Annotated in this window: 24 protein-coding genes; 11 read left to right on the top strand and 13 right to left on the bottom strand. The window is 60.5% G+C overall.

The features are described 5' to 3' along the window. The first annotated feature begins 20 nt into the window (after window positions 1–20). Window positions 21–1,631, top strand: a complete 1,611-nt coding sequence (locus VC352_RS18780) for a GMC family oxidoreductase (protein ID WP_322981038.1) — start codon at window positions 21–23, stop codon at window positions 1,629–1,631. Here VC352_RS18780 and VC352_RS18775 read toward each other — a convergent pair whose 3' ends face one another. Next, window positions 1,632–3,272, bottom strand: a complete 1,641-nt coding sequence (locus tag VC352_RS18775) for a GGDEF domain-containing protein (protein WP_322981037.1) — start codon at window positions 3,270–3,272, stop codon at window positions 1,632–1,634. 164 nt (window positions 3,273–3,436) lie between these two features. Between VC352_RS18775 and prfB the strand changes: the two genes are divergently transcribed. From prfB to VC352_RS18730, 9 genes are all read left to right on the top strand, one after another. Next, window positions 3,437–4,532, top strand: a protein-coding gene (gene prfB / locus VC352_RS18770; protein ID WP_322981036.1) for a peptide chain release factor 2 whose coding sequence is annotated in 2 segments (ribosomal slippage) — window positions 3,437–3,508 and window positions 3,510–4,532 — 1,095 coding nt in all. Because the reading frame shifts where the segments join, the coding sequence is not laid out codon by codon here. Window positions 4,533–4,650: 118 nt separating this feature from the next. Beyond that, window positions 4,651–6,153: a lysine--tRNA ligase gene (gene lysS, locus VC352_RS18765; protein ID WP_322981035.1), complete on the top strand. Its 1,503-nt coding sequence runs from the start codon at window positions 4,651–4,653 to the stop codon at window positions 6,151–6,153. Between the two features lie 129 nt (window positions 6,154–6,282). Further along, a complete protein-coding gene (locus tag VC352_RS18760) occupies window positions 6,283–6,996 on the top strand; it encodes a TetR/AcrR family transcriptional regulator (protein WP_322981034.1) in 714 nt (237 codons plus the stop codon). A 37-nt stretch (window positions 6,997–7,033) separates the two neighbouring features. Further along, entirely contained in the window at window positions 7,034–7,585 is a 552-nt protein-coding gene (locus VC352_RS18755) for a hypothetical protein (protein WP_322981033.1), read from the top strand. An 8-nt stretch (window positions 7,586–7,593) separates the two neighbouring features. After that, window positions 7,594–8,883, top strand: a complete 1,290-nt coding sequence (locus tag VC352_RS18750; protein ID WP_322981157.1) for a flavohemoglobin expression-modulating QEGLA motif protein — start codon at window positions 7,594–7,596, stop codon at window positions 8,881–8,883. Window positions 8,884–8,930: 47 nt separating this feature from the next. After that, window positions 8,931–9,590 (top strand): Bax inhibitor-1 family protein, encoded by a 660-nt coding sequence (locus VC352_RS18745; RefSeq protein ID WP_322981032.1) that lies wholly within the window; start codon window positions 8,931–8,933, stop codon window positions 9,588–9,590. A gap of 79 nt (window positions 9,591–9,669) precedes the next feature. After that, window positions 9,670–10,416: a TIGR00266 family protein gene (locus VC352_RS18740; RefSeq protein ID WP_322981031.1), complete on the top strand. Its 747-nt coding sequence runs from the start codon at window positions 9,670–9,672 to the stop codon at window positions 10,414–10,416. After that, entirely contained in the window at window positions 10,406–11,299 is an 894-nt protein-coding gene (locus tag VC352_RS18735; RefSeq protein ID WP_322981030.1) for an alpha/beta hydrolase, read from the top strand. Before VC352_RS18740 ends, VC352_RS18735 begins: the two co-directional genes overlap by 11 nt. Then, window positions 11,296–11,619: a hypothetical protein gene (locus VC352_RS18730; RefSeq protein ID WP_322981029.1), complete on the top strand. Its 324-nt coding sequence runs from the start codon at window positions 11,296–11,298 to the stop codon at window positions 11,617–11,619. The genes VC352_RS18735 and VC352_RS18730 overlap by 4 nt, the downstream gene beginning before the upstream one ends. A gap of 230 nt (window positions 11,620–11,849) precedes the next feature. Here the strand turns inward: VC352_RS18730 and VC352_RS18725 are convergent, their stop codons facing one another. From VC352_RS18725 to VC352_RS18670, 12 genes are all read right to left on the bottom strand, one after another. After that, on the bottom strand, window positions 11,850–14,483 hold the full coding sequence (locus VC352_RS18725) for a tape measure protein (protein WP_322981156.1): 2,634 nt from the start codon (window positions 14,481–14,483) through the stop codon (window positions 11,850–11,852). A gap of 199 nt (window positions 14,484–14,682) precedes the next feature. Next, a complete protein-coding gene (locus VC352_RS18720) occupies window positions 14,683–15,336 on the bottom strand; it encodes a phage protease (RefSeq protein ID WP_322981028.1) in 654 nt (217 codons plus the stop codon). A gap of 175 nt (window positions 15,337–15,511) precedes the next feature. Further along, window positions 15,512–16,081: a hypothetical protein gene (locus VC352_RS18715; RefSeq protein WP_322981027.1), complete on the bottom strand. Its 570-nt coding sequence runs from the start codon at window positions 16,079–16,081 to the stop codon at window positions 15,512–15,514. 26 nt (window positions 16,082–16,107) lie between these two features. After that, window positions 16,108–16,428 (bottom strand): Mor transcription activator family protein, encoded by a 321-nt coding sequence (locus VC352_RS18710; protein ID WP_322981026.1) that lies wholly within the window; start codon window positions 16,426–16,428, stop codon window positions 16,108–16,110. A gap of 296 nt (window positions 16,429–16,724) precedes the next feature. After that, window positions 16,725–17,009: a hypothetical protein gene (locus tag VC352_RS18705; protein ID WP_322981025.1), complete on the bottom strand. Its 285-nt coding sequence runs from the start codon at window positions 17,007–17,009 to the stop codon at window positions 16,725–16,727. Beyond that, window positions 17,002–17,976: a hypothetical protein gene (locus VC352_RS18700; protein WP_322981024.1), complete on the bottom strand. Its 975-nt coding sequence runs from the start codon at window positions 17,974–17,976 to the stop codon at window positions 17,002–17,004. Before VC352_RS18700 ends, VC352_RS18705 begins: the two co-directional genes overlap by 8 nt. Window positions 17,977–18,053: 77 nt before the next feature. Next, on the bottom strand, window positions 18,054–18,506 hold the full coding sequence (locus VC352_RS18695; RefSeq protein WP_322981023.1) for a hypothetical protein: 453 nt from the start codon (window positions 18,504–18,506) through the stop codon (window positions 18,054–18,056). Continuing rightward, entirely contained in the window at window positions 18,503–18,838 is a 336-nt protein-coding gene (locus tag VC352_RS18690; protein ID WP_322981022.1) for a hypothetical protein, read from the bottom strand. Before VC352_RS18690 ends, VC352_RS18695 begins: the two co-directional genes overlap by 4 nt. Continuing rightward, window positions 18,835–19,485, bottom strand: coding sequence for a hypothetical protein (locus tag VC352_RS18685; RefSeq protein WP_322981021.1), 651 nt, complete (start codon window positions 19,483–19,485; stop codon window positions 18,835–18,837). The genes VC352_RS18690 and VC352_RS18685 overlap by 4 nt, the downstream gene beginning before the upstream one ends. A 508-nt stretch (window positions 19,486–19,993) precedes the next feature. Continuing rightward, window positions 19,994–20,902: a plasmid partitioning protein RepB C-terminal domain-containing protein gene (locus tag VC352_RS18680; protein WP_322981020.1), complete on the bottom strand. Its 909-nt coding sequence runs from the start codon at window positions 20,900–20,902 to the stop codon at window positions 19,994–19,996. Continuing rightward, window positions 20,899–21,801 (bottom strand): plasmid partitioning protein RepB C-terminal domain-containing protein, encoded by a 903-nt coding sequence (locus VC352_RS18675; protein WP_322981019.1) that lies wholly within the window; start codon window positions 21,799–21,801, stop codon window positions 20,899–20,901. Before VC352_RS18675 ends, VC352_RS18680 begins: the two co-directional genes overlap by 4 nt. After that, a complete protein-coding gene (locus tag VC352_RS18670; protein WP_322981018.1) occupies window positions 21,801–23,366 on the bottom strand; it encodes a recombinase family protein in 1,566 nt (521 codons plus the stop codon). Before VC352_RS18670 ends, VC352_RS18675 begins: the two co-directional genes overlap by 1 nt. A 748-nt stretch (window positions 23,367–24,114) precedes the next feature. Here VC352_RS18670 and VC352_RS18665 point away from each other — a divergent pair. Then, window positions 24,115–24,441: a hypothetical protein gene (locus VC352_RS18665; RefSeq protein ID WP_322981017.1), complete on the top strand. Its 327-nt coding sequence runs from the start codon at window positions 24,115–24,117 to the stop codon at window positions 24,439–24,441. Window positions 24,442–25,298 lie beyond the last annotated feature (857 nt).

The raw sequence follows: 25,298 nt of genomic DNA, 5'->3' as shown, positions 1-25,298 counted from the left end.
AACGACACGCGAGGATGCCCATGTCGCAAGCGCCCCTGGATGCCTATGACTATCTGATCGTTGGCGCCGGCCCTGCCGGTTGTCTGCTGGCCAATCGGCTGTCTGCCGACCCGGGTGTCAGCGTGCTGTTGATCGAGGCAGGCGGGCGCGACAACTACCCCTGGATTCACATCCCCGTCGGTTACCTCTACTGCATCGGCAACCCGTGTACCGACTGGTGCTTCAGCACCGAGGCCGATCCCGGCCTGCATGGGCGCAGCCTCAAGTACCCACGCGGCCGCGTACTCGGTGGCTGCTCGTCGATCAACGGCATGATCTATATGCGTGGCCAGGCCGCCGACTATGACGCCTGGGCTGCTGCCGGCAATGTCGGTTGGGGTTGGGACGATGTGCTGCCGCTGTTCAAGCGCACCGAGGATCACTTCGCCGGCAACAGTGCGCTGCATGGTGGTGATGGCGAATGGCGGGTCGAGCGCCAGCGTCTGTCCTGGGAGATTCTCGAAGCCTTCCGCGCGGCCGCGGCGCAAAGCGGTATCGCCAGCGTCGAGGACTTCAACGGTGGCGACAACGAAGGCTGCAGCTACTTTCAGGTCAACCAGAAGGGCGGCGTGCGCTGGAACGCGTCGAAAGCCTTCCTGCGCGGCATTCGCCAGCGGCCGAATCTGCATGTGCTGACTGACGCCGAGGCTGAGCGAGTGGAGCTGGACGCGGGCAGGGCGCACGCCTTGTCGCTGCGCTGGCAGGGGCGCCAACTGCGCGTCGCAGCACGCCGTGAAGTGCTGCTGTGCGCCGGTGCCATCGGCTCGCCCGCGCTGCTGCAGCGTTCCGGTATCGGCCCGCGCGGCCTGCTCGAACGCCTGGGTATCGGCGTCAAACACGAACTACCCGGCGTCGGCGAGAACCTGCAGGATCACCTGCAACTGCGCCTGATCTATCGCGTCGAGGGCGTGAAGACGCTCAATCGTATCGCCGCCACGCCCTGGGGCAAGCTGGGCATGGGCCTGGAGTATCTGCTCAAACGCAGCGGTCCGCTGTCGATGGCGCCCAGCCAGCTCGGTGCTTTCGCCACGTCCGACCCCGGCCAGGCGCGCGCCAACCTGCAATATCACGTGCAGCCACTGTCGCTGGAGCGTTTTGGTGAGCCACTGCACGACTTTCCGGCCTTCACTGCCTCGGTGTGCAACCTGCGCCCGCATAGCCGTGGCAGTGTCGCAATCGCCTCGGTCGATGCGGGCGCCGCCCCGTTGATCCGCCCCAATTACCTCAGCGATGAGCGCGATCTGCGTGTGGCGGCCGATGCCATTCGCCTGACCCGGCGTATCGTCGCGGCCCCGGCACTGGCCGGCTACCGGCCGCAGGAATACAAGCCCGGCCCGGACTACCGCAGCGAGGAGGATCTGCAGCGCGCGGCAGGTGAGATCGGCACCACCATTTTCCACCCGACCGGTACCTGCGCCATGGGCCGGGGGCGCGACGCCGTGGTCGACGCGCGCCTGCGTGTGCATGGCATCGCCGGCTTGCGCGTGGTCGATGCTTCGATCATGCCGAACATCGTGTCCGGCAATACTTGCTCGCCGGTGCTGATGATCGCGGAGAAGGCGGCGCAGATGATCGCCAGTGACGCCCGCTAATCAGGAGGTGATCGTGTCGTGCTGGAACTGGGCGTGGTTGCGCCCGTCCTGTTTGGCTCGGTAGAGCGCCTGATCGGCCAGTTCCAGCGCTTCGTCCAGATCGGCGTGATCCAGCGGCCATATGGCGCCGCCAATGCTGCAGCCGATGCTGACTTCACCCTCATCGAGGGCTACCGGCTGACCCAGGCTGGCGATGGCGCGTTCGGCCACCATCCGCGCCTGGGCACGGGCGTCGTGCTCGGGCACCAGCAGGATCATGAGGAACTCGTCGCCACCCAGGCGCGCCACCATGTCGCCGTCGCGCAGGATGCTCCTGAGGCGTTGCGCCAGTTCGTGCAATAGATGGTCGCCGGCGCTGTGGCCGTAGGTGTCGTTGATCGGCTTGAAATCATCCAGGTCGAGATAGAGCAGGGCCAGGCACTGCTGCTGCATCTGGCTACGTTGCTGCGCCTGGGGCAGGTACTTCTCCAGGGCAATGCGGTTCGGCAGGCCGGTCAGCGGGTCGTGGTGGGCTAGGGTTTCCATGGCGCCGAGGGCGCGCTTCTGCAGGGTCAGGCTGTCCACCAGATGGCGGATGGACTGACTCAGTTGGGTGATCTCGCGACTCCCGTGCATCTCCGGAATTTCGTTGATCTCCCCCGCACTGAGGCGGTCGGCGGCGTTGGCGATTTCCTGCAGGGGGCGGGTGAAGTAGCCGCTGGCCAGCCAGCCGACGAAGGCGAAGACCACAGCCAGGCCGCTACCCCAGAGGAGGATGCTCAGCAGCAGGCGGTGAGCCGGGGCATAGGCCTGTTCCACCGACTGCCGTGCCACCACCGTCCAACCCAGGCCCGGGTAATCCTGATAGCCACGACTGCGGGTCAGGCCGGTGAGGTATTCGTTGCCATCTGGCCAGCGTTGAATGGCCCATTGGCTGGCACCCGGCTCGAGGTTTGCCAGCTCGGGCAGTGGCAAGGGCTGACCGATCATCTCGCGCGGGCCGAGCAATATCGTGCCTTCCTGGCCGATGACGAAGAATTCGACGTGCCGTCGCTCCTGCATCGGTTCGAGCAGAGCGCGCCTTACCTCATAGGCCCAGGCCCAGGACAGGTGCGAGGCCAGAACGCCGACCAGTTGGCCGTCAGTGCCACGGATCGGCAGGCTGATGTCGACGAACTTCATCGCCTCGCCGGTGGGGTTGGACAGCAGCTTGGCCAGCAGCACGGCTTCATGCACATCGCCGATGAACAGGCCCTTGAGCGCTTCCCGATAAACCGGTCGCTGGGCGATGCTGGCGCCTTCCAGCAGGCCGTTGCTGGAGGCCAGTACGGTGCCCTGCGGGTCGGTGAAGCCGATCCAGGCGATGCTGGGAATCTCTTTCTGCAGGCTGTCGAGCAGGCGTCGGATCTCGCCGATATTGTCCGGTTGGCGCAGTGCTTCGAGGTTGCTCAATACGCGCAACACGGCGGCACGACCTGCCATGTCGCGGTCGAGTCGGTCGACCATGGCGTAGGACAGCTCGGCCAGGTTGCGGCCGGTGTCCTCACGGAATTGCTGGCTGCTGTATTGGCCGATCAGGGTGCCCAGCATCCAACTGAGCGCTCCGACCAACAGCGCGATGACCAGTGCGAAGCGACTGCGCAGGCTGTACGAGGGTGGCATCTGTGCGTTCCATCAAGAAGTGCTGTGTATAAGTTCTAGCGCAAGTATAAGACGCCGTTAGTCCAGCGCTCTGATATTCCTTGGGCTTGCCGGGCTGCCAGGCATGCTGCGCTCGGGTATACTCCCCGGCTTTTCCGTCCGATTTGCCGCGAGCGCCGACTACCATGGAAATCAATCCGATCCTCAACGCCATCAAGGACCTGTCCGAGCGGACCCAGTCGATTCGGGGGTATCTTTGACTACGATCACAAGCATGATCGCCTGGTCGAAGTAAACCGCGAGCTGGAAGACGCCAGCGTCTGGAACAAGCCCGAATACGCCCAGGCCCTGGGCCGTGAGCGCGCCATGCTGGCGCAGATCGTCGAAACCATCGATGACCTCACCGGCAGCCTGAGCGATTCCCGCGACCTGCTGGAAATGGCCGCCGAAGAAAACGACGAAGGGGCGGTGAGCGACATCGTCGCCGAAGTTGAACGCCTGCGCGAAATCCTCGAGAAGCTGGAATTCCGCCGCATGTTCAGCGGCGAGATGGACGCCAACAACTGCTACCTGGACATCCAGGCCGGCTCTGGCGGCACCGAGGCCCAGGACTGGGCCAACATCCTGCTGCGCATGTACCTGCGCTGGGCTGACAAGCGCGGCTTCAGCGCCGAGATCGTCGAACTGTCCGAAGGTGAAGTCGCCGGCATCAAGGGCGCTACCGTGCACATCAAGGGCGAGTACGCCTTCGGCTGGCTGCGCACCGAGATCGGCGTGCACCGCCTGGTACGCAAGAGCCCGTTCGACTCAGGCGCGCGTCGCCACACCTCGTTCTCGGCGGTGTTCGTCTCCCCCGAGATCGACGACAAGGTGGAGATCGAGATCAACCCAGCCGACCTGCGCATCGACACTTACCGCTCCTCCGGTGCCGGTGGTCAGCACGTCAACACCACCGACTCGGCGGTGCGGATTACCCACGTGCCGACCAACACCGTGGTGGCCTGCCAGAACGAACGTTCCCAGCACGCCAACAAGGACACCGCCATGAAGATGCTGCGGGCCAAGTTGTACGAGCTGGAGATGCAGAAGCGCAACGCCGCCTCGCAGGCGCTGGAAGACAGCAAGTCGGACATCGGCTGGGGCCACCAGATCCGTTCCTACGTGCTCGACGACTCGCGCATCAAGGATCTGCGTACCGGCGTCGAGCGCAGCGACTGCCAGAAGGTGCTCGACGGCGACCTCGACGGTTACCTCGAGGCCAGCCTCAAGCAGGGGCTCTGAGAGCAGCCGCAAGCTTCAAGCGACAAGCCGCAAGTGAAGCGGATCAGCCTCTGAGGAGGCATTCGCTTCAACCTGCAGCGATCTTTCCAGAATGATGATTTGACCGGGACGACCCGCCATGAGCGACCAACAACTCGACCACAACGAACTGCAACAGGAAGAAAACAAGCTGATTGCCCAGCGCAAGGAAAAGCTTGCTGCCGTCCGTGAGCAGGGCATTGCCTTCCCCAACGATTTCCGCCGTGACAGCCTGTGCGCCGACCTGCAGAAACAGTACGAGGGCAAGAGCAAGGAAGAGCTGGAAGCCGCGGCCATTCCGGTGAAGATCGCCGGGCGCATCATGCTCAACCGTGGTGCCTTCATGGTGCTGCAGGACACGTCCGGTCGCCTGCAGGTCTACGTCGACCGCAAGGGCCTGCCGGCCGAGACCCTGGAAGCGATCAAGACCTGGGACCTGGGCGACATCATCGCCGCTGAAGGCACCCTGGCGCGCTCCGGCAAGGGCGACCTGTACGTGCACATGAGCAACGTGCGCCTGCTGACCAAGTCGCTGCGCCCGCTGCCGGACAAGCACCACGGCCTGACCGACACCGAGCAGCGCTACCGTCAGCGCTACGTCGACCTGATCGTCAACGAAGAAGTGCGTGACACCTTCCGCGTGCGTTCGCAGGTGATCGCGCACATCCGTCGCTTCCTCAACGAGCGCGGCTTCCTCGAAGTGGAAACCCCGATGCTGCAGACCATCCCCGGTGGCGCTGCGGCCAAGCCGTTCGAGACGCACCACAATGCGCTGGACATGGCCATGTTCCTGCGGATCGCCCCGGAGCTGTACCTCAAGCGCCTGGTGGTCGGCGGCTTCGAGAAGGTCTTCGAGATCAACCGCAACTTCCGTAACGAAGGCGTTTCGACCCGGCACAACCCCGAGTTCACCATGCTCGAGTTCTACCAAGCCTACGCCGACTACCGCGACAACATGGACCTCACCGAGGAACTGTTCCGCGAGCTGGCCCAGGCCGTGCTGGGCAGCACCGACGTGCCGTACGGCGACAAAGTGTTCCACTTTGGCGAGCCGTTCGTGCGCCTGTCGGTGTACGACTCGATCCTCAAGTACAACCCGGACATCACCGAGGCTGACCTGAACGACGTCGAGAAGGCCCGTGCCATCGCCAAGAAGGCCGGCGCCAAGGTGCTTGGCCACGAAGGCCTGGGCAAGCTGCAGGTGATGATTTTCGAGGAACTGGTGGAGAGCAAGCTGGAACAGCCGCACTTCATCACCGAGTACCCGTTCGAAGTCTCGCCGCTGGCGCGTCGCAACGATCAGAATCCGGCCGTGACCGACCGCTTCGAGCTGTTTATCGGTGGCCGCGAAATCGCCAACGCCTACTCCGAGCTCAACGACGCTGAAGACCAGGCCGAGCGTTTCCTCGCCCAGGTGGCCGAGAAGGACGCCGGTGACGACGAAGCCATGCACTACGACGCTGACTTCGTTCGCGCCCTGGAATACGGCATGCCGCCCACCGCTGGTGAAGGCATCGGCATCGACCGCCTGGTCATGCTGTTGACCAACTCGCCGTCGATTCGTGACGTCATCCTGTTCCCGCATATGCGCCCGCAGGCCTGATGCCTCACAGAAAGCCGCCTTCGGGCGGCTTTTTGCTGCCTGAGCCATGATCGGCGAGGCTCTTTTGATCAGCCCGCCAAGCCAGTAATCTGCTGTTTCCCAATCGAGCAATCCGAGGGTCGACCCATCGTGAGTCGTACGTCATCCCTACCGAGTGCCACCCAGGCGGCTCAGGCCGCTGCCGAAAGCGTGCAATACCAGGGTCGCAAGGCCAGTCGTCAGGGCAGCGAGCAGCGCCGTCAGGCCATTCTCGACGCAGCGCTGCGCATCATCGTGCGTGACGGTGTACGCGCCGTCCGCCATCGTGCGGTTGCCGCCGAAGCTGATGTGCCGCTATCGGCGACCACCTACTACTTCAAGGACATCGACGACCTCATCACCGACACCTTCGCCCTGTTCGTCGAGCGGGGGGCGGTGTCGATGGCCGAGTTCTGGCAGGGTACTCAGGCCTTGCAGCAGGAACTTGTCAGCCGTCTGGACGGCAGCCGCCAGGCCCGCCAGCAGGTGGCCGACGAGATCGCCGGGTTCACCGCAAGCTATATCCAGCAGCAACTGCGCGAGCGGCGTGACCATCTGATTGCCGAGCGTGCCTTCGAGCAGGAGGCGTTGATCAACCCGCGTCTGCACGAGCTGGTGCGGGCACATCGGGAGATTTTGCTGCAGGGTGTCAGCCACTTCTTCGAAATGCTGGGCTCGACCCAGCCCAGGCAGGATGGCGAGCTGTTGACGGCCGTGATCCTGCAGATGGAGTATCGAGGCCTGCTCGAGGGCGTCGAACATCTGGACAGCCAGGGAATGCTGGCCATTCTTAAACGCTATATCGATCTGGTTCTGGGACTGTGATGCAGCCTGGGCTGGTGGTGTGCACAAGGAGAGCGAAATGAAAGCCTGGCGCGTACTGGTCGCCTTGTCCTTCCTGTTACTGAGTGGTTGCCTGGTCACCTTCCGGGAGCCGATTCCGGCCAACGAAGCGGCGCCGATTCCTTTGCTGGGCGAGTGGACACGCGAGGACGAGTGGGGCGATCAGCTGTTCCTGGAAATTACCCGGGCCGGCTCCAACCTCTACGAAGCGCGAATGTACGAGGGCAGCCCGGATAATCTCGCCAGCCTCGAGACCTTCGGTTTCACCGTCGCTCATCATGGCCGCCGTTGGTATGTCTCGGCGGGCTTGCCGAAAAGCCTGGGCGCCAATTTCGCCATCGCCGGTTTCGAGCTGACCAAGGACAACGAGCTGGTGGTGTACAACCTCGATGTCGAACACATCCTGCAGGACATGAACAAGGGCCTGCTGCAGGGCCAGAAGGTGTCCATGCCGGAAGCTGATGGCGCCCTGATCACCAGCCCGCTGGACAAGGTATTCACCTACCTCGACGACCCGGCCAATGCCGACCTGTTCGTCGAAGTAGCGCGTTATCAACGCGCCGCCGAGTAACGATGAGCATGAACAGCCAGCAGAAACTGGACGATTACCAACTTTGTATCCGCGCCCTGAGCGACCGTATCGTTGAGGCACAGACGCCGATTCGTGTACTGGATGCGGTGAAATGGGACGACGGCATCCGCGATGCCTTCCTCAAAGCCAAGGGCAAGGCCCTGCCAACGGTCGATCGCGATTACTACCTGAGCCGCCCGCTGGGCTTCGATGCCGCCGCCAAGCGCCTGGAGTTCCAGAACATCGAGCGCGACATCACTCGCCAACTCGGCCAGTTCAACCCGGTCGGGCAGATCATGCGGCGCATGTGCCGCGAGTACCGCATGGTCATCCGTATGCTCGAAGCGCGTGGCACCGAGGACTTCGGCCTGATCAGCCAGGAACTCTACGGCGCGGCGTCCGATGCCTTCCATGCCGGTGATCCGACCCTCGCCGATCTGGGCCTGATGCTTTCGGACTACCTCAACAACATCGCCGCGCGCGGTGATCTTGAAGACGAGCCCAAGACCCTCGGCGCCGGTGATGCGGTGAATATCCTGCAGCAACGCCTGGCCGAGGTGTTCGGCGACGACACGGTGCGCGTGCTGGAGTCCGACGGCATCCTCGCCGATGCCGCTGCCGGCGCCGACTACATCAAGATTCGCAGTGACGCCCGCTTCAACGAGCGCGACGTCAAGGCGCTGGAAGTGCATGAAGGCCTGGTGCATGTCGGTACCACCCTGAACGGCCTCAATCAGCCGATCTGCACCTTCCTGGCCAAGGGGCCGCCCTCGTCGACCGTGACCCAGGAAGGCTTGGCCATCCTGATGGAAGTGATCGCCTTCGCCTCCTACCCGACGCGCCTGCGCAAGCTGACCAACCGCACTCGCGCCATCCACATGGCGGAGGAGGGCGCGGATTTCCTCGAGGTATTCGAGTTCTTCCGTGAGCAGGGTTACGGCCTGGAAGGCGGCTACAGCAATGCCAGCCGGGTATTTCGTGGCTCGCTGCCCAATGGCCTGCCGTTCACCAAGGATCTGTCGTACCTGAAAGGCTTCATCCTCATCTACAACTACATCCAGTTGGCGGTGCGCAAAGGCAAGCTGGAGCAGATCCCTCTGTTGTTCTGCGGCAAGACCACCCTGGAAGACATGCGTACCCTGCGCAAGCTGGTGGACGAGGGGCTGGTGTTGCCGCCCAAGTACCTGCCACCGCAGTTTCAGGATCTCAATGCGCTGTCGGCATGGATGTGCTTCTCCAATTTCCTGAACCATCTCAGTCTGGATCGCATCGAAGCGGACTACGCCAATATCCTCTGATCGGCGCCGCGCTGGCGCCAGACCACCTCCGTAAAAGGACTTATCTCATGGAACACTCGGTTTTCGAGCGACAAGGACAGCTCACGGATAGGCTGATCAGCCCGGCCGCCTACAACCTGGTCATCGGCCTGGCCCTGCTCTGGGGCTTCATGTGCAACTGGTGGATGGTGGCTAACATCAGCACCGATTGGATACGCAGCCTCAATCCCTGGGTGTTCTATGGCGGCTATTTCGCCTCGTGCATGCTCGGCGTCTATCTGTTCGCGCGTTCCAGCAACCCATTGGTGAGTTTCGTCGGCTACAACCTGGTGGTGGTGCCGTTCGGCTTGGTCGTCAATCTGGTGGTCAACCGCTACGACCCGCAACTGGTGCAGGAGGCGATCCGTATCACCGCGCTGGTGACGGTGGGGATGATGATTCTGGGGACGCTGTTTCCGGCATTCTTCAGGCGCATCGCCTCGGCCTTGACCGTGGCGCTGCTGCTGGTAATCGTCGTGGAACTGGTGGAAATCTTCGTGTTCCACACCCATCACGGCATCCTCGATTGGGTCGTGGTGCTGATCTTCTGCGGCTATATCGGCTACGACTGGGGGCGCGCCAACCAGATTCCGAAGACGCTGGACAATGCGATCGACAGCGCAGCGGCGCTGTACATGGACATCATCAATCTGTTCCTGCGTATCCTGCGCATACTCGGCCGTAAATGATTGGCGGATGCCGTGTCTGTTTGCTAACGCGGGAAACCGCCCAGGCCGTTGAGTCCCGATGAACCCAGGAGCCCCGTCCATGCCCAGCCATCAACTCGATTACGAAATCCTTGGCAGCTCCGCGCAATCAGTGGAGATCATCCTCGACCCCGGCGAGACGGTGATCGCCGAAGCCGGGGCGATGAACTACATGACCGACGGCGTACGTTTCGAGACGCGCATGGGTGACGGCTCGTCCAGCGGCCTGCTAGGCAAGCTGTGGAGTGCCGGCAAGCGCATACTCACCGGTGAGTCGCTGTTCATGACCCACTTCAGCAATGCCGGCAAGGGCCAGGCAAGAGTTGCCTTCGCCGCACCCTATCCGGGTACCGTGGTTCCCATCGATCTGGCGCAGGTTGGTGGCCGACTGATCTGCCAGAAGGATGCCTTTCTTTGCGCCGCCCACGGCACCCGTATCGGGATCAGCTTCGCCAAGCGCATCGGTGCCGGCTTCTTTGGGGGTGAGGGCTTCATCCTGCAGAAGCTCGAAGGCGACGGCCTGGCCTTCGTGCATGCCGGTGGCACGGTGATTCGCAAGGAGCTGAACGGCGAAACCCTGCGCCTCGATACCGGCTGCCTGGTGGCCTTCAGCGATGGCATCGACTACGACATCGCCCTGGCTGGCGGGCTGAAAAGCATGCTGTTTGGCGGCGAGGGTATTCTCCTGACCACCCTCAAGGGCACGGGGACGGTGTGGATCCAGAGCCTGCCGTTCTCGCGCCTGGCCGAGCGGGTCTACGCGGCAACCGTGCAAGCTCGCGAGGAGGTACGTGCGGGTGGCAAGTAGGTTGCGCGCACTGAGCCTGGTGATCGTCAGCCTGTGGTTGGGCGGGTGTAGCGGGCTGCTGTTCTACCCCGAGCCGGGATTGCCCTTCACTCCGGCGCGCGCCGGGCTGGAGTACCGCGATATCGAACTGCGCGCCGCCGATGGCACGCGCCTGCATGCCTGGTGGCTTCCGGCCAAGCCGGGGGTGGCCGTCAAAGGTACCGTGCTGCACCTGCATGGCAATGGCGGCAACCTGGCCTGGCACCTTGGCGGTACCTACTGGTTGCCGGAGCAGGGCTACCAGGTGTTGATGCTCGATTACCGGGGCTATGGCCTGTCCGAGGGCGAGCCTGGCCTGCCAGCGGTGTATCAGGATATCGATGCCGCCTTCGCCTGGCTGGCGCAGGCGCCCGAGGTGCAGGGCAAGCCGCTGACGCTGCTCGGGCAGAGCCTGGGTGGTGCCCTGGCGGTGCATTACCTGGCCGAGCATCCCGAACAGCGCAGCCGACTGCAGGGCCTGGCACTCGATGGCGTGCCGGCCAGTTACCGCGACGTGGCGCGCAGCGTGCTGAACAAATCCTGGCTGACCTGGCCATTGCAGGTGCCCCTGTCCTGGCTGGTGCCGGACGATGACAGCGCCATTCGCTCGATCGATGCACTTGGGCCGTTGCCCTTGCTGATCTTCCACAGCCTTGACGACGACGTGGTGCCGTTTTCCAATGGCGCCCGTCTGAATGCGGCGACGCGTTCGCCACACCGCTTCATCGAAACCCGTGGCGAACACGTCCAGACCTTCACCGAGGATGCCTGGCGCCAAGTACTGCTGGCGTTCCTGCAGGATCCCCGGGTGGTCGTCACGCCATCGTTCCCCACTTCTGATTCCGCCTCCGAGAGCTCGCAATGAAAGAACGTGATCCCATCCCCATGATCCTTACCGGCATCGCCAGTATTGTCGGCACCATCGGCGTGCTCTGGTACTACGGCTATCTGCATTTCGCCAAGCCCGAGGATGCGCTGCTGCTGTCGGACTTCACCATGCTCAAGACCATTCCCGGCGAGGACTACAAGGTCTCGCTGCAACCGGCCGATCAGGTGGCGCAATGCGTTGATGGCGTGCTGGTGCTGTTCGATACCCAGCAAAAGGGCCTGACCGGCGTGCTGGTGGATCGCAAGAAGCAGGCTGTGCGCTGCCTGGGGCAGGAAACGCCAGCGCTGGAGCAGTGAGGCAAAAAAGGTTCTTCGTGGAGACCCGCAGACGTTAGGTTTGAAACCGGACTGGCAAGTTTGTGTGCTGGCTTGTGTTGATGTTCTGGACGCCGCTGCGGTGTTTGCTGGGACTTCTTGTTTCGCCCCCTCGGGTGTAGCGCCGCGCGAAATTTGACCCTACTTTTGCGCGATATCCATATCGCTGGAAAAGTTTCACCTGTGGCAAATGAATTGCCAGATAACTCGGTTCATAGGCCAAGTAGCTGGCGGACTTGGGCACCTTCCTGTTGCAAATAAACCGCGAAGTGCTGCTTGCCAGCATCGCTCCAGGCCATCGCCGCGATGTCCTCGGGGCGCTGGATAGCGTACAGGTTCACCCCGTTTTTAATAGTGGTGCTGCCGCCCTTGGCGGGCTCGGCAAGGCGCGAGGTGCCCAAGCCAGGGCTGGGCATAGCAGGTGCTGGATAACCTGCCAGCCCACCAGTGTTATGCCTGACTCGGGCGCCATCGAGTGCTGCCATGCCGTAGGTATTGAGTGCGTCCAAGTGAGCCAGCGCACCCGGCTGTTGCACGACGGATGCACGTACCACGTACTCATAATCAGATAGCCAAGCAGGGATGCTGTCACTGGTAGCAGTACCTGGACCGCGCACGTGCCCGCCATCAGCAAAGCGGGATGCCATAACAGAAGAAAGGAAGCTGCCACTCCCTGCACCAGCTGCCGCGCCTGCCGGGCCACCGAAGAACATACCACCAAGGCCCATGAGCGTACTCAACCAACTGGTGCCACCACCGGCAGCACCAGCGCCACCTGCACCGCCGAAAAGCCCCATAACGCTACTGGTAAGAGAATTGGCGACTTCCTGAGCAGCCATTTTGGTTAATGCATCAAGCACCGCTTGGCCAAGCGCAGTGACCGCATCACGCAGCGTCATTGTTCCATCAGCCAAACCATTCAACGCCTGAGTAAGGCCATTAGTAAGGCCATCTTCGAGGGTTTGCTTGAGAGTATTGGCGCCTTCTTGGGCACGCAGAATGTAGTCATTGACCTGTGATAGAAGGCCGCTGGCTGCCTCACCAATCTCACCGGGTCTCTGAGCCAGCTCGGTAAGGACTGGCTGCATTTTCTCCAACTGAGCGGCGGTCTGTTGATGAATCTCTAGGATCCGCTCACGCGCCTGCAGCTCGGTGATCAACCCGGCATCCTGCTGTACGTTGACCGACTGTTCCTGACGTTGAGCATCGTTGAGGATTCGCTGCATCTCGCGACTCACCTCATCGACACGCACCTTTGCCTCCGCGACCGGGATCAGCTTGTCGAGCCATGCCAGTCCGGCTTCGTTGCCGACCTTCTCCAGCTCGATGCGCTGCGCGGCGAACTTGGTGCGGATCTCCAACAGCGCCGCGTCGGTTTCGCGACCAGAAGCACGCAGGAACTCGGCTTCTAGTCCCGCGTTGGCGCGAGCATTGGCGTCGGCCTGGCGCTGCGCCTCGTTTGCGTCGATCAACGCCAGCGCAGCTTGTGCGCGATCAAGCATGGCGCTAGTCAGCTCCTTTTCGGCCAGTTCGTATCGGCGCACCTCGGCAGCGTTCAGGCCCAACGTCGCAGCCTGTCGCTCCAGTTGCTCGACGTACTTCTGTGCTTCCTTGGCGCGCTTCGCGTCGGCCTCGGTGTCCGTGCCTGCGCCAAAGGTGACGCCACCGGCCTTGGCTTGCTCGCGCAGCGCGGCGATATCCTTCAGCCGCTGCTGCCGCGACGCCTCACGGGACTTGCGCTCTTCCTCTCGGCGCTCACGATCCGCAGCAGCCGCATCGAGGATCGCGTCACGCTCTTCCAGGATCGTGTTGATCGAGGCATCACGGACGCTGTTGATCTGCTCCAGGCGCGCCTGCAGCTCCTGATCAGCGGCTTTACGGCCAGCATCATCGAAGGCCGAGCGGATCGCTTCGCCCGTGAAGGTGGCGTAGGCCACTGCCCGGTCGAACAGCGCGAGGATCTCGGTCGTAGCGAGCTGGACGGCAGAGCGCAGGTTGACTGGCAATTCCTTGAACGCCCTTGCCAGGAACTGCGCGGTATTCTCACCGCCTTCCGCCAGTGAGTCGAAGTCCAGCTCCAGCGAAGCCACGTCGGCGCTGATCGCATCGAACGTACCACCCCAGATTGCCAGCATGTCCAAGGCGCCATCGGTCAGCGCGCCGCTATCCAGCCAATTGGCCACGTCCAGTAACGCATCACCGAAGGAAGCACTGGCGCCCGTCGCCGTATTCAGTTCGCCGATCACCCGCGTCAGACTGTTGCCCAGCACCGTCATGGCCTGCGCGCCAGTGGTCTGGATTTTCGAGAACTGCTCATCCACCGCGCCGGACTGAGCCAGCAGCGCCTGCACCACGTTCTGCGCCGTCAGCTTGCCTTCCATGCCCAGCGCGCGCAGCTCACCCACCGTCACGCCAAGGCCATCGGATAAGGTGCGAGCAAGGGCCGGCGCCTGCTCCAGCACCGAGTTCAGCTCTTCGCCACGCAACGTGCCCGAGGCGAACGCCTGGCCCAACTGCACCAGGGCGGCGCTCGCGGCCTGCCCTGTGGTGCCGCTGATGGCCAGCGTCTTGTTGATCGTGTCGACCACCGCCTCAACGCCAGCAGCCGACAGGTTCAACTGGTCGGCGTTCGTGGCAATGCGCTGGTACAGCTCGGCGGTTTCGCCAAGCGGCTGCCGGCCCTCCTGGGCAATGCGGAACACCGCATCCTGAGCGTCGGCCAGCTCCTGGGCGCTGCTGGTGACCAGTGCCAGGCGGTTGGCGATAGTGGTATAGGCCTCGGCAGCCTGTGCAATCTCACGGGTGGAAAATGCAATGCCGAGCGCCAAGCCAAGGTCGCGCAGCATGGCAGGCAGAGCGCTGATCTCGCGTCGAATTTTCTCCGCGCCGCTACTCACATCGCCCATGCGCCGCCCGGCCTGGGTGGCAGACTTGCCGGTACCGTCCAGAGCACTGATCAGCCTTCGTAGATCCCGCTGACCTTGCTCCAGATCAGCCTTTAGCCGAAGGGCGAACTCAAGTTCGCGCTTGCCACCACCACCGCCACTAAATGCCATTCAGCAAATCTCCAAACGCATGTCGTAATTTGGCCCAGTCTTCAGCAGTGACGCCTTCCGGTGGCGGCGGTTCGGGCTTTTCAGCATGCTGTGCTGCCAGTGCTTCAGGCGACGCACCAAACACATGCTCGAAAATCTCCCGTTCTCGTGCAGTCATGCCACTACCAGGAACATCATCACCGCTCTGCCGCTGAGCACTGGCCACCGCCACCTGAGACAGGTCAGTCAGGCCCAGCAACGCCGGATCACCCGTCAGCGCGATGCTCTCCAGTGCCAGCACTTCCCCGGTGGCACCATTGAATTGGAACACGGGCGAGATAAAGCGCTTCTTGCCGCTGGCGATCAGGGCTTTCGCTTCATCCGTCCAGCTCGCATCCGCGACATACAGCCCATCATCGCGCCACTCCAGTGCCGTCGCGCGGCCAGCCTCGGGGGCGTCGGCCTTCTTCAAGCTCTCATGCTCGAAGTCGATCAGCAGCCCCTGGCTGTTCTGGTTGGCCAGCGCCGCGATCTGCCGGCCACGCTCCGGCATCAGATACCAATGCCCAGCCTCGCGCCCATCATGTGCATGGAAGCGACCCACCGGGATGATGCGGAAGGCCTTCGGCAGTTGGCTGGAGATACGCAGCACGGCCAGGCTCATCACGCACCACCTGGCAGGTGATACGACTCATGTGCACCCAGTTGACGCAGTGGCGCGTCAATCAGGTAAAGCCCTCCTCGGGGACGCGATCCGAGATCAAAAGGCGAAGAGTTACGCTCAGAGAGAAGTATGAAACCAGTTTGCATACGATGATCCTTTAGGCGATGCCTAGTCGTCAGCTAGAGGCGGCAACAGCAGTTTCCAAGCGATACAGGCGCCCGCTCAGTTGATCGCTCTGGTGCTTCAGCTCTCGCAACTGAACGTCAATCTCCGCTATCAGAGCTCCACGCTGAGCATCGGGAACATCAGAGCCTTTCCCCCAGCCCTGGGCATATTTACTGCGCAGAACATCTACCAAGCGCTGATGGATCACTTCAGGAAAGTAGAAACACATCGCACTCATGCTCGGGGCGATGTTCATGATGTCGACAAGGGTAGTTATGCCCTTCGATTCATACTCGATCCACGTCTTTCGACTATCTGGATGTCGGCCAGTCTCAGCAGTGAGAATATTCTTGCGGGCAAACTGATCGCCCAGGAAATGAATGTACTGCTTCAGGCGCTCGCAGTATTCATCGAAGCTGATGGGACTTTCTGCTAATTCCGAGCGCCGTTTTTGCAATGTGCGCATGGCCTCTTGATACCCGGCAATTTCGGATTGCAAGGCGCTTTTGGCGGCTCCAATAGAGTCCAGCGCGGTTTGTATTAGGCTATCGCTATTACTTTTGGGGGCTGATGGATTCATTTTCACTCCGTCGGTATGGTTCACGGCTATTTGGCCTGAGCGCGTTTCAGAATCTTGTAAACGGCGTTGACCGACAGTCCGTGCTGAGTGGCCAACTCCGAATGGTTGGAACCATCGAACGCATCGACGATGGCCTGACGCCGCTTGGCGTTGCGGTACTTCATATCCTTCGGCACCGTGATGAACTGCCCGCCCCAGTTCTCGGCCAGATCATCGACCACGTTGTCAGCTGCGTCCTGAGCTTGGGAATCGTTGAGGCCGAAGCGCTTCAGAATCTCCATCGTCCGATCAGCAACATCGGCCAGTAGATCGTTGCGCCGTACCTCCATTCGCTGGCTGTAAGCCATTTCGTCACCCACTAATGTATGAACACAGGCCCTATATTTGCCGTGGCAAAACATCGGAGTAATTTGGACGCGGCAAAAAAACGGCAGACGAAAAAAGCCAAACTCCAGAACGCGCCTTACAGCGCGAGCAACGCACGACCGGCATCAGTACTGGGGAATGGACAGAAAACGCCAGGATCGACCTGTTTGGGCGTTTATAAACTCCCCCCAGGGCTTGTGCCGAGAACGCAAGCAGCGCCGCTATCGAGCGGGCACAAAAAAGCGCCCCGCAGGGCGCTTGAGGTGACGCGGTAGGGTCAGTGCTTTGGCGCGGTGACGGCTTGGATCGCGTTGGCGTTGGTTTCGTCCAGGAGCTGCACCAGCACCATCACCTTGCGCTGAGTTTCCTCGATGCCGAGCCGGGCGCTCTCCAACTGCTCAGCAGTCATGCCCAGCGCACCAGCACGGCGAATGAAACAGGCCTTGAGCAACTGCAAGCCGATCAGTTCACCAAGCACCGTCAGTTCGCTGTCGGTGGCCATGTCGATCAGGCTCTCGGTGGCCTTCAGCAGCTCGGCCTTCGTCTTGGCTTTGTCAGGCATGGTGCGTGCCCTCATCACCATCAAGCAGCGCTGGCGTCGCCTCTTTCATCCAGCCGAAGTCAGCATCAGTCGGCAGACCAAACTCATCTCGCACATCCTGCAGGGTGAGCTCCAGGCTGCGTACGATGCCCCCCAAGAAGGCCGCGTGGTCGATTCCTGAGTCGGCGCTATCTTCCTTCAACGTTCGGCAGACCTCGCGCAGCGTTCCCAGCAGAGAGACCTCCAAGCGCAGGCCGTCATCGGCAACCGCTCGCCGCAACTCCTTAGCTCGCTCTGGCGGCGTCTGCTTCTGGCGTCGGCCCTTAAGCTTCGCTAGCTCCAGCTCCAGCTTTGAGTTCTCCGCGCGAACGTCACCACATACCGCCCTTACGGCCTCCACGTCGGCTTTCGCGTCCTCGGTCTGCCTGGCCAGCTCTTCCTTCTCCTTGGCGTGCCGAGCGATCAACTGCTCAGCCAAGTCAAGCAGGGTGTCCTTATCGCCATCGCGAGCCGCCTCCAGGAGCGCCACGTGGGACGCCTCGGGAAGCTTGCGGATTTCCCGCATTTTGCCGGGGCCAAGGCCAACCTGGCGCATGCTGTCGAACAACTCCTCACCGAGCTGGTTGAGGTTCTGTATGTCGAGGTCAACCGCTCGCGCCGTCTTCCCTTCGACCACCTCGCAATAGTCCTCCCAAGTAGAAATCAATTTCTGATTTCCAGCCTCATCAACATGGACAAACCCCTTGTACTGCTTGGATTCCTTGATTTGCTGGAGGTCTAGAACGTCCGAAACCGTTACCAGTTTCGCAATCATCCTTCCTTGATCGCGGCGCCCAATGCGCTTCCCGATCAGGAGAGTGATACGACGCTGTTCATCACTGAATGCCGCCTCCAGTTTCGCCATTGTGTTCCGGTCTTCGTTCAGCTTTTCCACATTGAGCTGCGCATCAGGAACCAGCTCGGTGGGGGTCACTTTCTTGCGTCCCATAGTTCAGTCCTCTGTGTAGCGGTAACGGTAGCGAGAGCCAATCAGATATTTCGGTATTTGTCTTTCAGGGCAGGCAACTATCTGCCTTCACCCTGACCGACTCCCTCGCTGTGCATACCCTTGCGATGCACGAAGGGCAGCACCTTCGCGGATGGCCCAAAATCCACTACCACGAACTCGGCGATAGCCCGACCACCGAGGTGCGCATAGAGCATCGCGGCAGCCGGCGTCCTGGCCAGCCTACAGATACGCATGGAGTCCTCCAGGTCGAACACGCGCACCCGTGTCCGTCCCTCCGGCTCGGCCTGGTGCAGGTCGATCAGGAACGAACTCAGCTCATCACGATGCTTGGCGTACAACTGCTCGATGGCTGCCAGCGGATCGACGTAGCCCAAGGCCCGACCCAACTGGCGATCCGTTACGAACAACTGCTCACCGTAATCGACCACCGTCACATACTCAGGCTCACCGGGTAGCCCGATGCAGTTGACCGCAGGGCGGATGCTGGGGAACTGGATAACATCGCTCATTGCGCCCCCCCTTCGCTGGAAAGCAGCGTCACGGGCGCCATAGCCTCACGGCGTTCGTTTAGCTCACGCAGCAGGCCATGCACCTCCTGGAGCATTCCGCTTGCATCGCTGAGCAGATAGGTCAATCCCTCGGCGATCTGCGTAACATCTGCCATCGTGCCGCGTGGCATATTCGCCAGGGCATCCAGCAGGCTGAGTGCCGAGTCAAGGCGACTGGTGGCCGTCTCAAACAGGTCGGTCGGGTCGATATCGGCGCGGAAGTACAGCACCGGATCACCAGAGGAACCCTGAGAACCATCGGCCATGGCTTGGAAGCGAACAGCGTCGCTCATACCCCACCCCCTTGCATCCAGTACTTGCGATACAGCTCATAGCGGGCGGCGTTCAGGCCGGGGCAATAGCGCGTCTCCAACAGAAGATCGATCTGCCCATCGATCATGCCCGTCAGCTTGTCCACCTCCTCGGACTCGCAGTAGCGCAGGAACGTCTTCACCAGGTCGCGGCAATACGCCTTATCGCGCTCCAGGAGCTGCTGCATCGGGTCTGGGCCACGTGGCACCAGGCGCAAGCTCGGCACATGCCGAAGCGGTGGCAGCAGCTCGACTTCCTCGACGGGTAGCGTCCCTACTTCGGGGACTGGTGGTAGCTTGTCGATCTTCATGCCACCGTCCTCAATCCAGCGCATAAGCTCGACTGCGCCTTCTCGGCCTGCGCGCTGCTGGCAGATAAATATGACCGCCACCTCATCAAAGAGCCGGCAAGGTTTGCCGCTATAGCCACCTAAGACTGCTTCAATAACGTGGCCTTCAAAGGCCTCATGTTTCTGGGCGCTACGATAGAGATATCTCAAAGATGCCTCGGACTTGTAACCGAACGTGAGGAACAGGTCGCGGGTGGTCAGCCAAAGACGGCCATGGGCCTGAATAAGGCGTAGGCAGATACCGACAATGGCCACGGTGCGGATGACGGTGGCAGTCATTGGCCACCTCCTTGCGCTTCCACAGTACGAGCTTTGGCCATTGCCTCGTTGTAGCGGCGCAGACGGACAGAGAGGGAGGAGTCAGCGCGCAGCGCTGCCATAGCGCAGGCGCGATAGTAGGCCGCTTTGGCCCTGGACGGACTGAGGGTAAGGATTCGACGCTTGGTCATGGTGGTATGCCTTTGATAGCGGTCTATTCCCCGCCTCCATGACGCCAATCATGGAGAGCGGAACCGTGCAGGTTGGCGTACCGGCTCAAAGGGACCGGCGAGCCCGAAGGCTCCCCACACGGCCCGCCCATAAAGGCATTACCGTGCTGCGGACACAAAAAAACCGCTTTGAGGGCGGTGTGTCCGCCTTTGAGTTCAGGACGCCAATCCTGGCTGCCGAATTTGCGACAGCGATGTGAAAGTAGCACCGGCCTTCCCAAACTGCAAGGCTGTTGCCACGTGGGAAAAGGTCAAACCGGCAGACGCCTGCCGATATGAGCACTGCCCTCCAGCCGTAGTTACTCTCGCTCTAGGTTGCGAGCATCCGCTGTAACTGCATCCATTACTGCACTCAGCTCACTCGCCAGATCCGGTTCATAGCGCTTGAAGTACGCAGCTATCGCTGCGTTGCGCATAAGCTTGGCGATGTAGCCCTTGGTCACAACCAGTACCAACATCGTCTCACCCAAGGTGTCCTCGACTAGACGGTAGTCGTGGTACAGCTTCTCCATCTCCCGCTCCATTCTGGCGATATCTTCGGCGCTTGCTTCTCCGTTGGTTTTCTTCTTGGCGCTGACCAGGAGTTCGGGCCTGGTTGCAACCAGCACCATCTCGGCATAGCGAGCGGTGAAGCAGTTTGCGGAGATCATCATTTCCGCCGTTTCTATTTGCCGTATTGGTTTCATCTTGCGGAGTGTCTGGAAGACGCCCTGGCTAACCATTCGGTTTTTAAGCATCTCCGTGACTTCTGGGGCAATTCCATCAAGAAGCCGCTCCCTCGCACGAATGCGATCCACATTGACGTTAAGGGTCTGTGCAATTCGTTCCGCTGGCACTCCTTTGCTGATTGTCTCCAGAATCATCTTGTGTTCCTGAATGGGCGTGAGGCGATTGATCTGCCTGTTGTAGGTGAAGCCTTCGTCATCTGTTGCCATCAGACAAAGAGCCTCGGTAGCTCCCAGTTGACGCAAGGCCTCTAGGCGCAGATGGCCGTCCAGCAGGATGTAGCAGGGATTTCCGCCTGCATCAGCAGTCGTTGATGGATGTACAGCCAATGGCTCGATTACACCAAGCTCACGGATCGAGGCCAGAATCGATGTGAATTTTGGAGAATGCAGTTGATCCTTGGTGGCTCGATACGTCGGCAAGATTTGCACCAGTGGAATCGATACGACAACCGGTTCGAACGCGTGCTTTACGGCCGTCATTTTCGACCCTCCCCGTAGATACGATCAGCTAAAACTTGCGGCATATCACCGATATCTTCACTGCGAAGGAGGGTGCAAAAGTAGTCGTCAGCCAGGAGCTTTCGGAAAGCAGAAACCACGAACAGGAGCCGCTGCTCGCTGACGTCGGCTTTCTTGAGCATTAGCTTCTGGCGTCTGACCTCGTTTTGATATGCCTTCAGCAGCTTGTTCGGTGTGGGTTTTTCGTCCGATTTCTGCCAGCGCCCGTAGCCTTTGCCCATAGTTCGGCGCCTATCAATGAGGCGCCGAACACGAATCAACTGATCCCCTTTGAGTAGGCCGCTTTCATAGGCATCCAGCATGGCTTCCTGCGTCTGTGCATCATCGGCGCGGGCCAACTCAGTTGCGACGGTGATCGGTAGCCAGCCTTTTTCTACGGCTGCGATCATGCGTTCTTCACCCTGCCGGAGAAGGGTAAGAATGCCTCTGATGTAGGTGATATCTAGGCAGGTCTTTTGAGCGATCAGCTTTGGTGAGTAGCCACGTTCAGAGAGGATGTTGATGGCGCTCAAGAGATCTTTGTTCGAGTGTTTCCGACGTGCCAGATTTTCTACGAGGCTGATCAGGTAGCGTTCCGCCTGAGTCGCGGATACCACGACACATGGCATTTCTGTTTCACCGAGTATTTTGAATGCCTCGAAACGTCCCTGCCCACACACCAAGTCATAGTTCTCGCCATTCTCAGCGACCGTGATAGGCCGCTTCAGGCCGAGGCTGGCGATATTTTCAACCAGGCGCGCAAAGACCTTTTGGTTTCTGGTTCGAGGATTCAGAACGCGTATACGACTGATCGCAATCATTCTGATAGGAGCTGCATCCGCTACATGTAGCGCCGAGTTGGATACAAGCACTGTGGCCATCACGCTGCTCCTGGTAGTGCCACGCGACGAGTCAACGTGGAGAGGATGTCCAAGGTGTCGAAACGGTATAGCTCCAGCTCACGGGCGTTCGCCTCGGCCAAGCGGATCTTGGGGGCAAACTGATCCATGGCAGGGAAAATGTAGTAATCACGAGCCTCTAACTCGCCGGGCTGCATACGCACGGCAATTGTCAGATCTGGAGATAGGCCAGCATCGAAGCGAATCTTCCAACGCAAGCTGCCGGACGGCAGCTCCTGGCAGCGACAGAGCACAATAGAGGCTCTGACTTCCTGGCTGATCCAGAGAAGCTGAGTGCTTTCTTCAACCTCGACCTGAGCCCCAACCTCTTGGATGCATTGAATGGTGGAAGTCAGTACTTGGGGATATAGCTCGCGTAGGCGCTGATTGGCTTCGATATAGGCGTAGTCGCGAGCTGGGGTGTAGCCGATGAGTGAATAGCTGCGTAGCAGGCTGCCAAATCGAGACCGAAGGGTGCTGCTGGAGGGGCATTCCTCTTCCTCGTCGATCAGAAGCCCTGATAAGTAGCCCTTCCTGGCAAGCAAGCCGCGCAGCGCATCTAGTATCTGGTCGTCGGTTAGATGCCTGGTGCGTGACTGGATGATGAGCTGAGCGGCGTTGAACAGCAGAGGCTCCACAAGGGCCGGAAAGGCATTATCAGCTCTGACCCAGAGCGCCTCAGGATTGCTGACACGCCGTTCATTCAGCTTGCCAGATGTCTTGTTCCAGACGTTGTGCCCTGCATATTTCTCGTTTACCAGGATTTGATGTATTGCTCCTCGCGTCCATCGATGACCTGGGCTTGGCAGTTGCCCGCGCTCGTTGAGTATTTGCGCCACCTCCCTTTCGGCGCGCCCCTCTTCAACGAACATGCGATAGATCTCGCGGACAATTCGTTGCTCAGACTCTGGCCCCGGCACTAATACAACTCGATCCGTTTGAAGGCTCTTTTGTTCGCCGTGCTCAAGCACTGTTTTCAGGTTGCCGTGTTGATCAACCAACTGACGGCGCAGGCCGTAACCTGCTGGCCCGCCCTGGCGAAACCCCAGCCCGATCAGTCTCGACTGGCCTGCGAAAACCTTTACAGAAAGCTCCCGACTGTACTCGGCTGCCATGGAGCGTTTGACCTGCTTCACGATTGCTGAGCTGAGGCTTCCATCGTTTCTGAATTGCTCTGCGCAATATTCAATTGCCACGCCTGCCTGGCGGCAGCGTACTTCGTAGCTGGCACTGACATCAGGATCCTGAAAGCGACCCCAGCGGCTGACGTCGTATACCAGAACGATGCTGAAATCGGCCGATCCGCTTTCGATATCTCCGAGCAGCCGCTGGAGGGCATCTCGGCCGTCTAGACTCAAGCCGCTTTTCCCTGAGTCGGTATAAACGCGGACGATTTCCAGGTCATTGTCACTGGCGTATGCCCGGATGGTGTCTAGCTGATTTTCTGTCGAATACTGCTGATGCTCGGTAGACATCCGCACATAGGCTGCTGCCCGTATTGAGCTGGTTGGCGGGTCGCTGTTTTGTGTGCGATGCAGGCTACTCACGCGAATGCCTCGGAACGCAGTTCTCCCTTATGCCTAGCCAGGCTGTACCAGGCATTCCCCCGCAGGCTTGCGGTAAGCCCATCGGATGAACATTGAATGTAGAAGAGAGGCGCTGGAAAAATGGTCACTAAAACGGGTAATGAATTTCCCGCTCGGACAAGTGCGGAGTATGCGGGCGTTCTCGCCAATGCTTTGAGACTTGAACTTGGGGCGTCCCATCGCGCAGTGAAGACACTGCGGCAATGGACTGATGCGAGTGAACGAACGGCTAAACACTGGCTGGCCGGTACTCATGGGCCCAGCGGGCATCACTTGATCGCACTGGTTAAGCATTCGGATACCGTGTTGCAGGCGGTGCTCAGTTTGTCGGAGCGAAAGAGCTATCAGATTAGTAGCTCACTGCCCTCGATAAGGACGAATCTGCTTCAAGCCGTTGACTTGATCGATGAGTGCCTTGCCTCGGGTGAGAAGGGCTGAGTTACCTGTAAACCGCCAATCGCTAGCGGATCAGTCGCGCTGCAAGCCAGTAAGTACGGGCTTTACTAGCCGAAAAACTGCTAATGCATTAGCAGTTGGAAGCACCTAATCGGTCTAACGCAGTGCATCTTCCAAATTGCTCCGCAACTTGGAGAATCACCAGGTGCGCCTATGGATATCCTGTCCAAGCCTTTCGATTGTTGCCGGAACGAAAAGACAAACAGCCTCAGGTATGCGGTCATGGTCAGCAGCACAGCCAGGAGGATGCAACGTGTCCAAGCCATTCGCCCTTAACCGTCTACCCAGCTCGATCCGCGAAGAGCTGCTCGCCCGCCGCGCCGAAAAGCCCGGCCTGACCATAGACGATCACTTCACCTGGCTGACCAGCCAGGGCCATCAGGTATCCCGCTCGGCGATCTATCGTTTCCTGGCCGCACATGACGCACAGCAGGCCCGCCCTGATGAAATCGAGGAGCCAACCGACGCCCAATCTATCCGTCTCGGCTGCCTGATGGTCGCCGCCAGCTTCTGCGCACCAGGCGACCAAATTGACTTGATTAAAACGGCGGAGGTTCTGCTATCTTGGGTCAGCGAATGAGCTTGTCGCCCCACCTCTCGAAACGCCTTTTCTGGTGTTTCACCCTCGGCAACACCGTTACCAAACTCGTCCCAAAATATTCCGCTTAATCCTGCTATATCCCAGAATTATCGCGCTTTCCCCCTTTGGTTTTTCTCACACCTGCACACTCGGGCGACTCACTTTTCTTTGAAATGCGCAAAGAAAAGTAAGCAAAAGAAAGCGCACCCCGCCATCCGGGTCTCGCTTCGCTCGACTTCCCTCACTCCGGCATCGCTCCGGGGTCGGCGTACATGGGCCATCCCTGGCCCATTACGCCTCTCGTGGCATCCATGCCACTCGCCCCCTGCGCAATACCTACGTTCGGCCTCCTGAAGGGGGCATTTGCGCGCCTGAACGAACCGGCATTCCACAGATTGCTCGGCGTGTTCTAGTAGCGATGAAATCGCGATTGGGTTATCGAGTTAAACCAGTAGTTTCATTCGCCGGGATCGCTTACCGGATTTCAGCCGGCATCCCGGTCAGCCCCGGGGCTGACACATATACAAGCACTCCGCGCTACTTCTGGGTTAACGCATGTTCAGGCGCGTGCAGAGCCCGCCCAGGAGGGCGAACGGAGTCGTCGTGGAAGAGGTCGAGCGACATGGATGTCGCGACGACTGCCGGGATGCAGGAGGTAGAGCGACGCAGGATGCCAAAGCCGAGAGCCGCGATGGGCCAGGGATGGCCCACCGCGGCGGGCCTCTGGAACGGCGACGGAGTGAGCGAACCCCGGCGAAGCCGGGGCCGGATGAACGGGCGTGTACGAGTCACTCACATGGGTTACAAAAAAGTTCAGTCACATGGGTGACACCTGCAGGGTTAGATACCCGTCCCGC

This window comes from Pseudomonas sp. C11, assembly GCF_034683865.1.
Taxonomy (GTDB): Bacteria; Pseudomonadota; Gammaproteobacteria; order Pseudomonadales; family Pseudomonadaceae; genus Aquipseudomonas.
The sequence above is the reverse complement of the archived record's forward strand: the minus strand, read 5'-3'. Positions and strand labels throughout refer to the sequence as shown.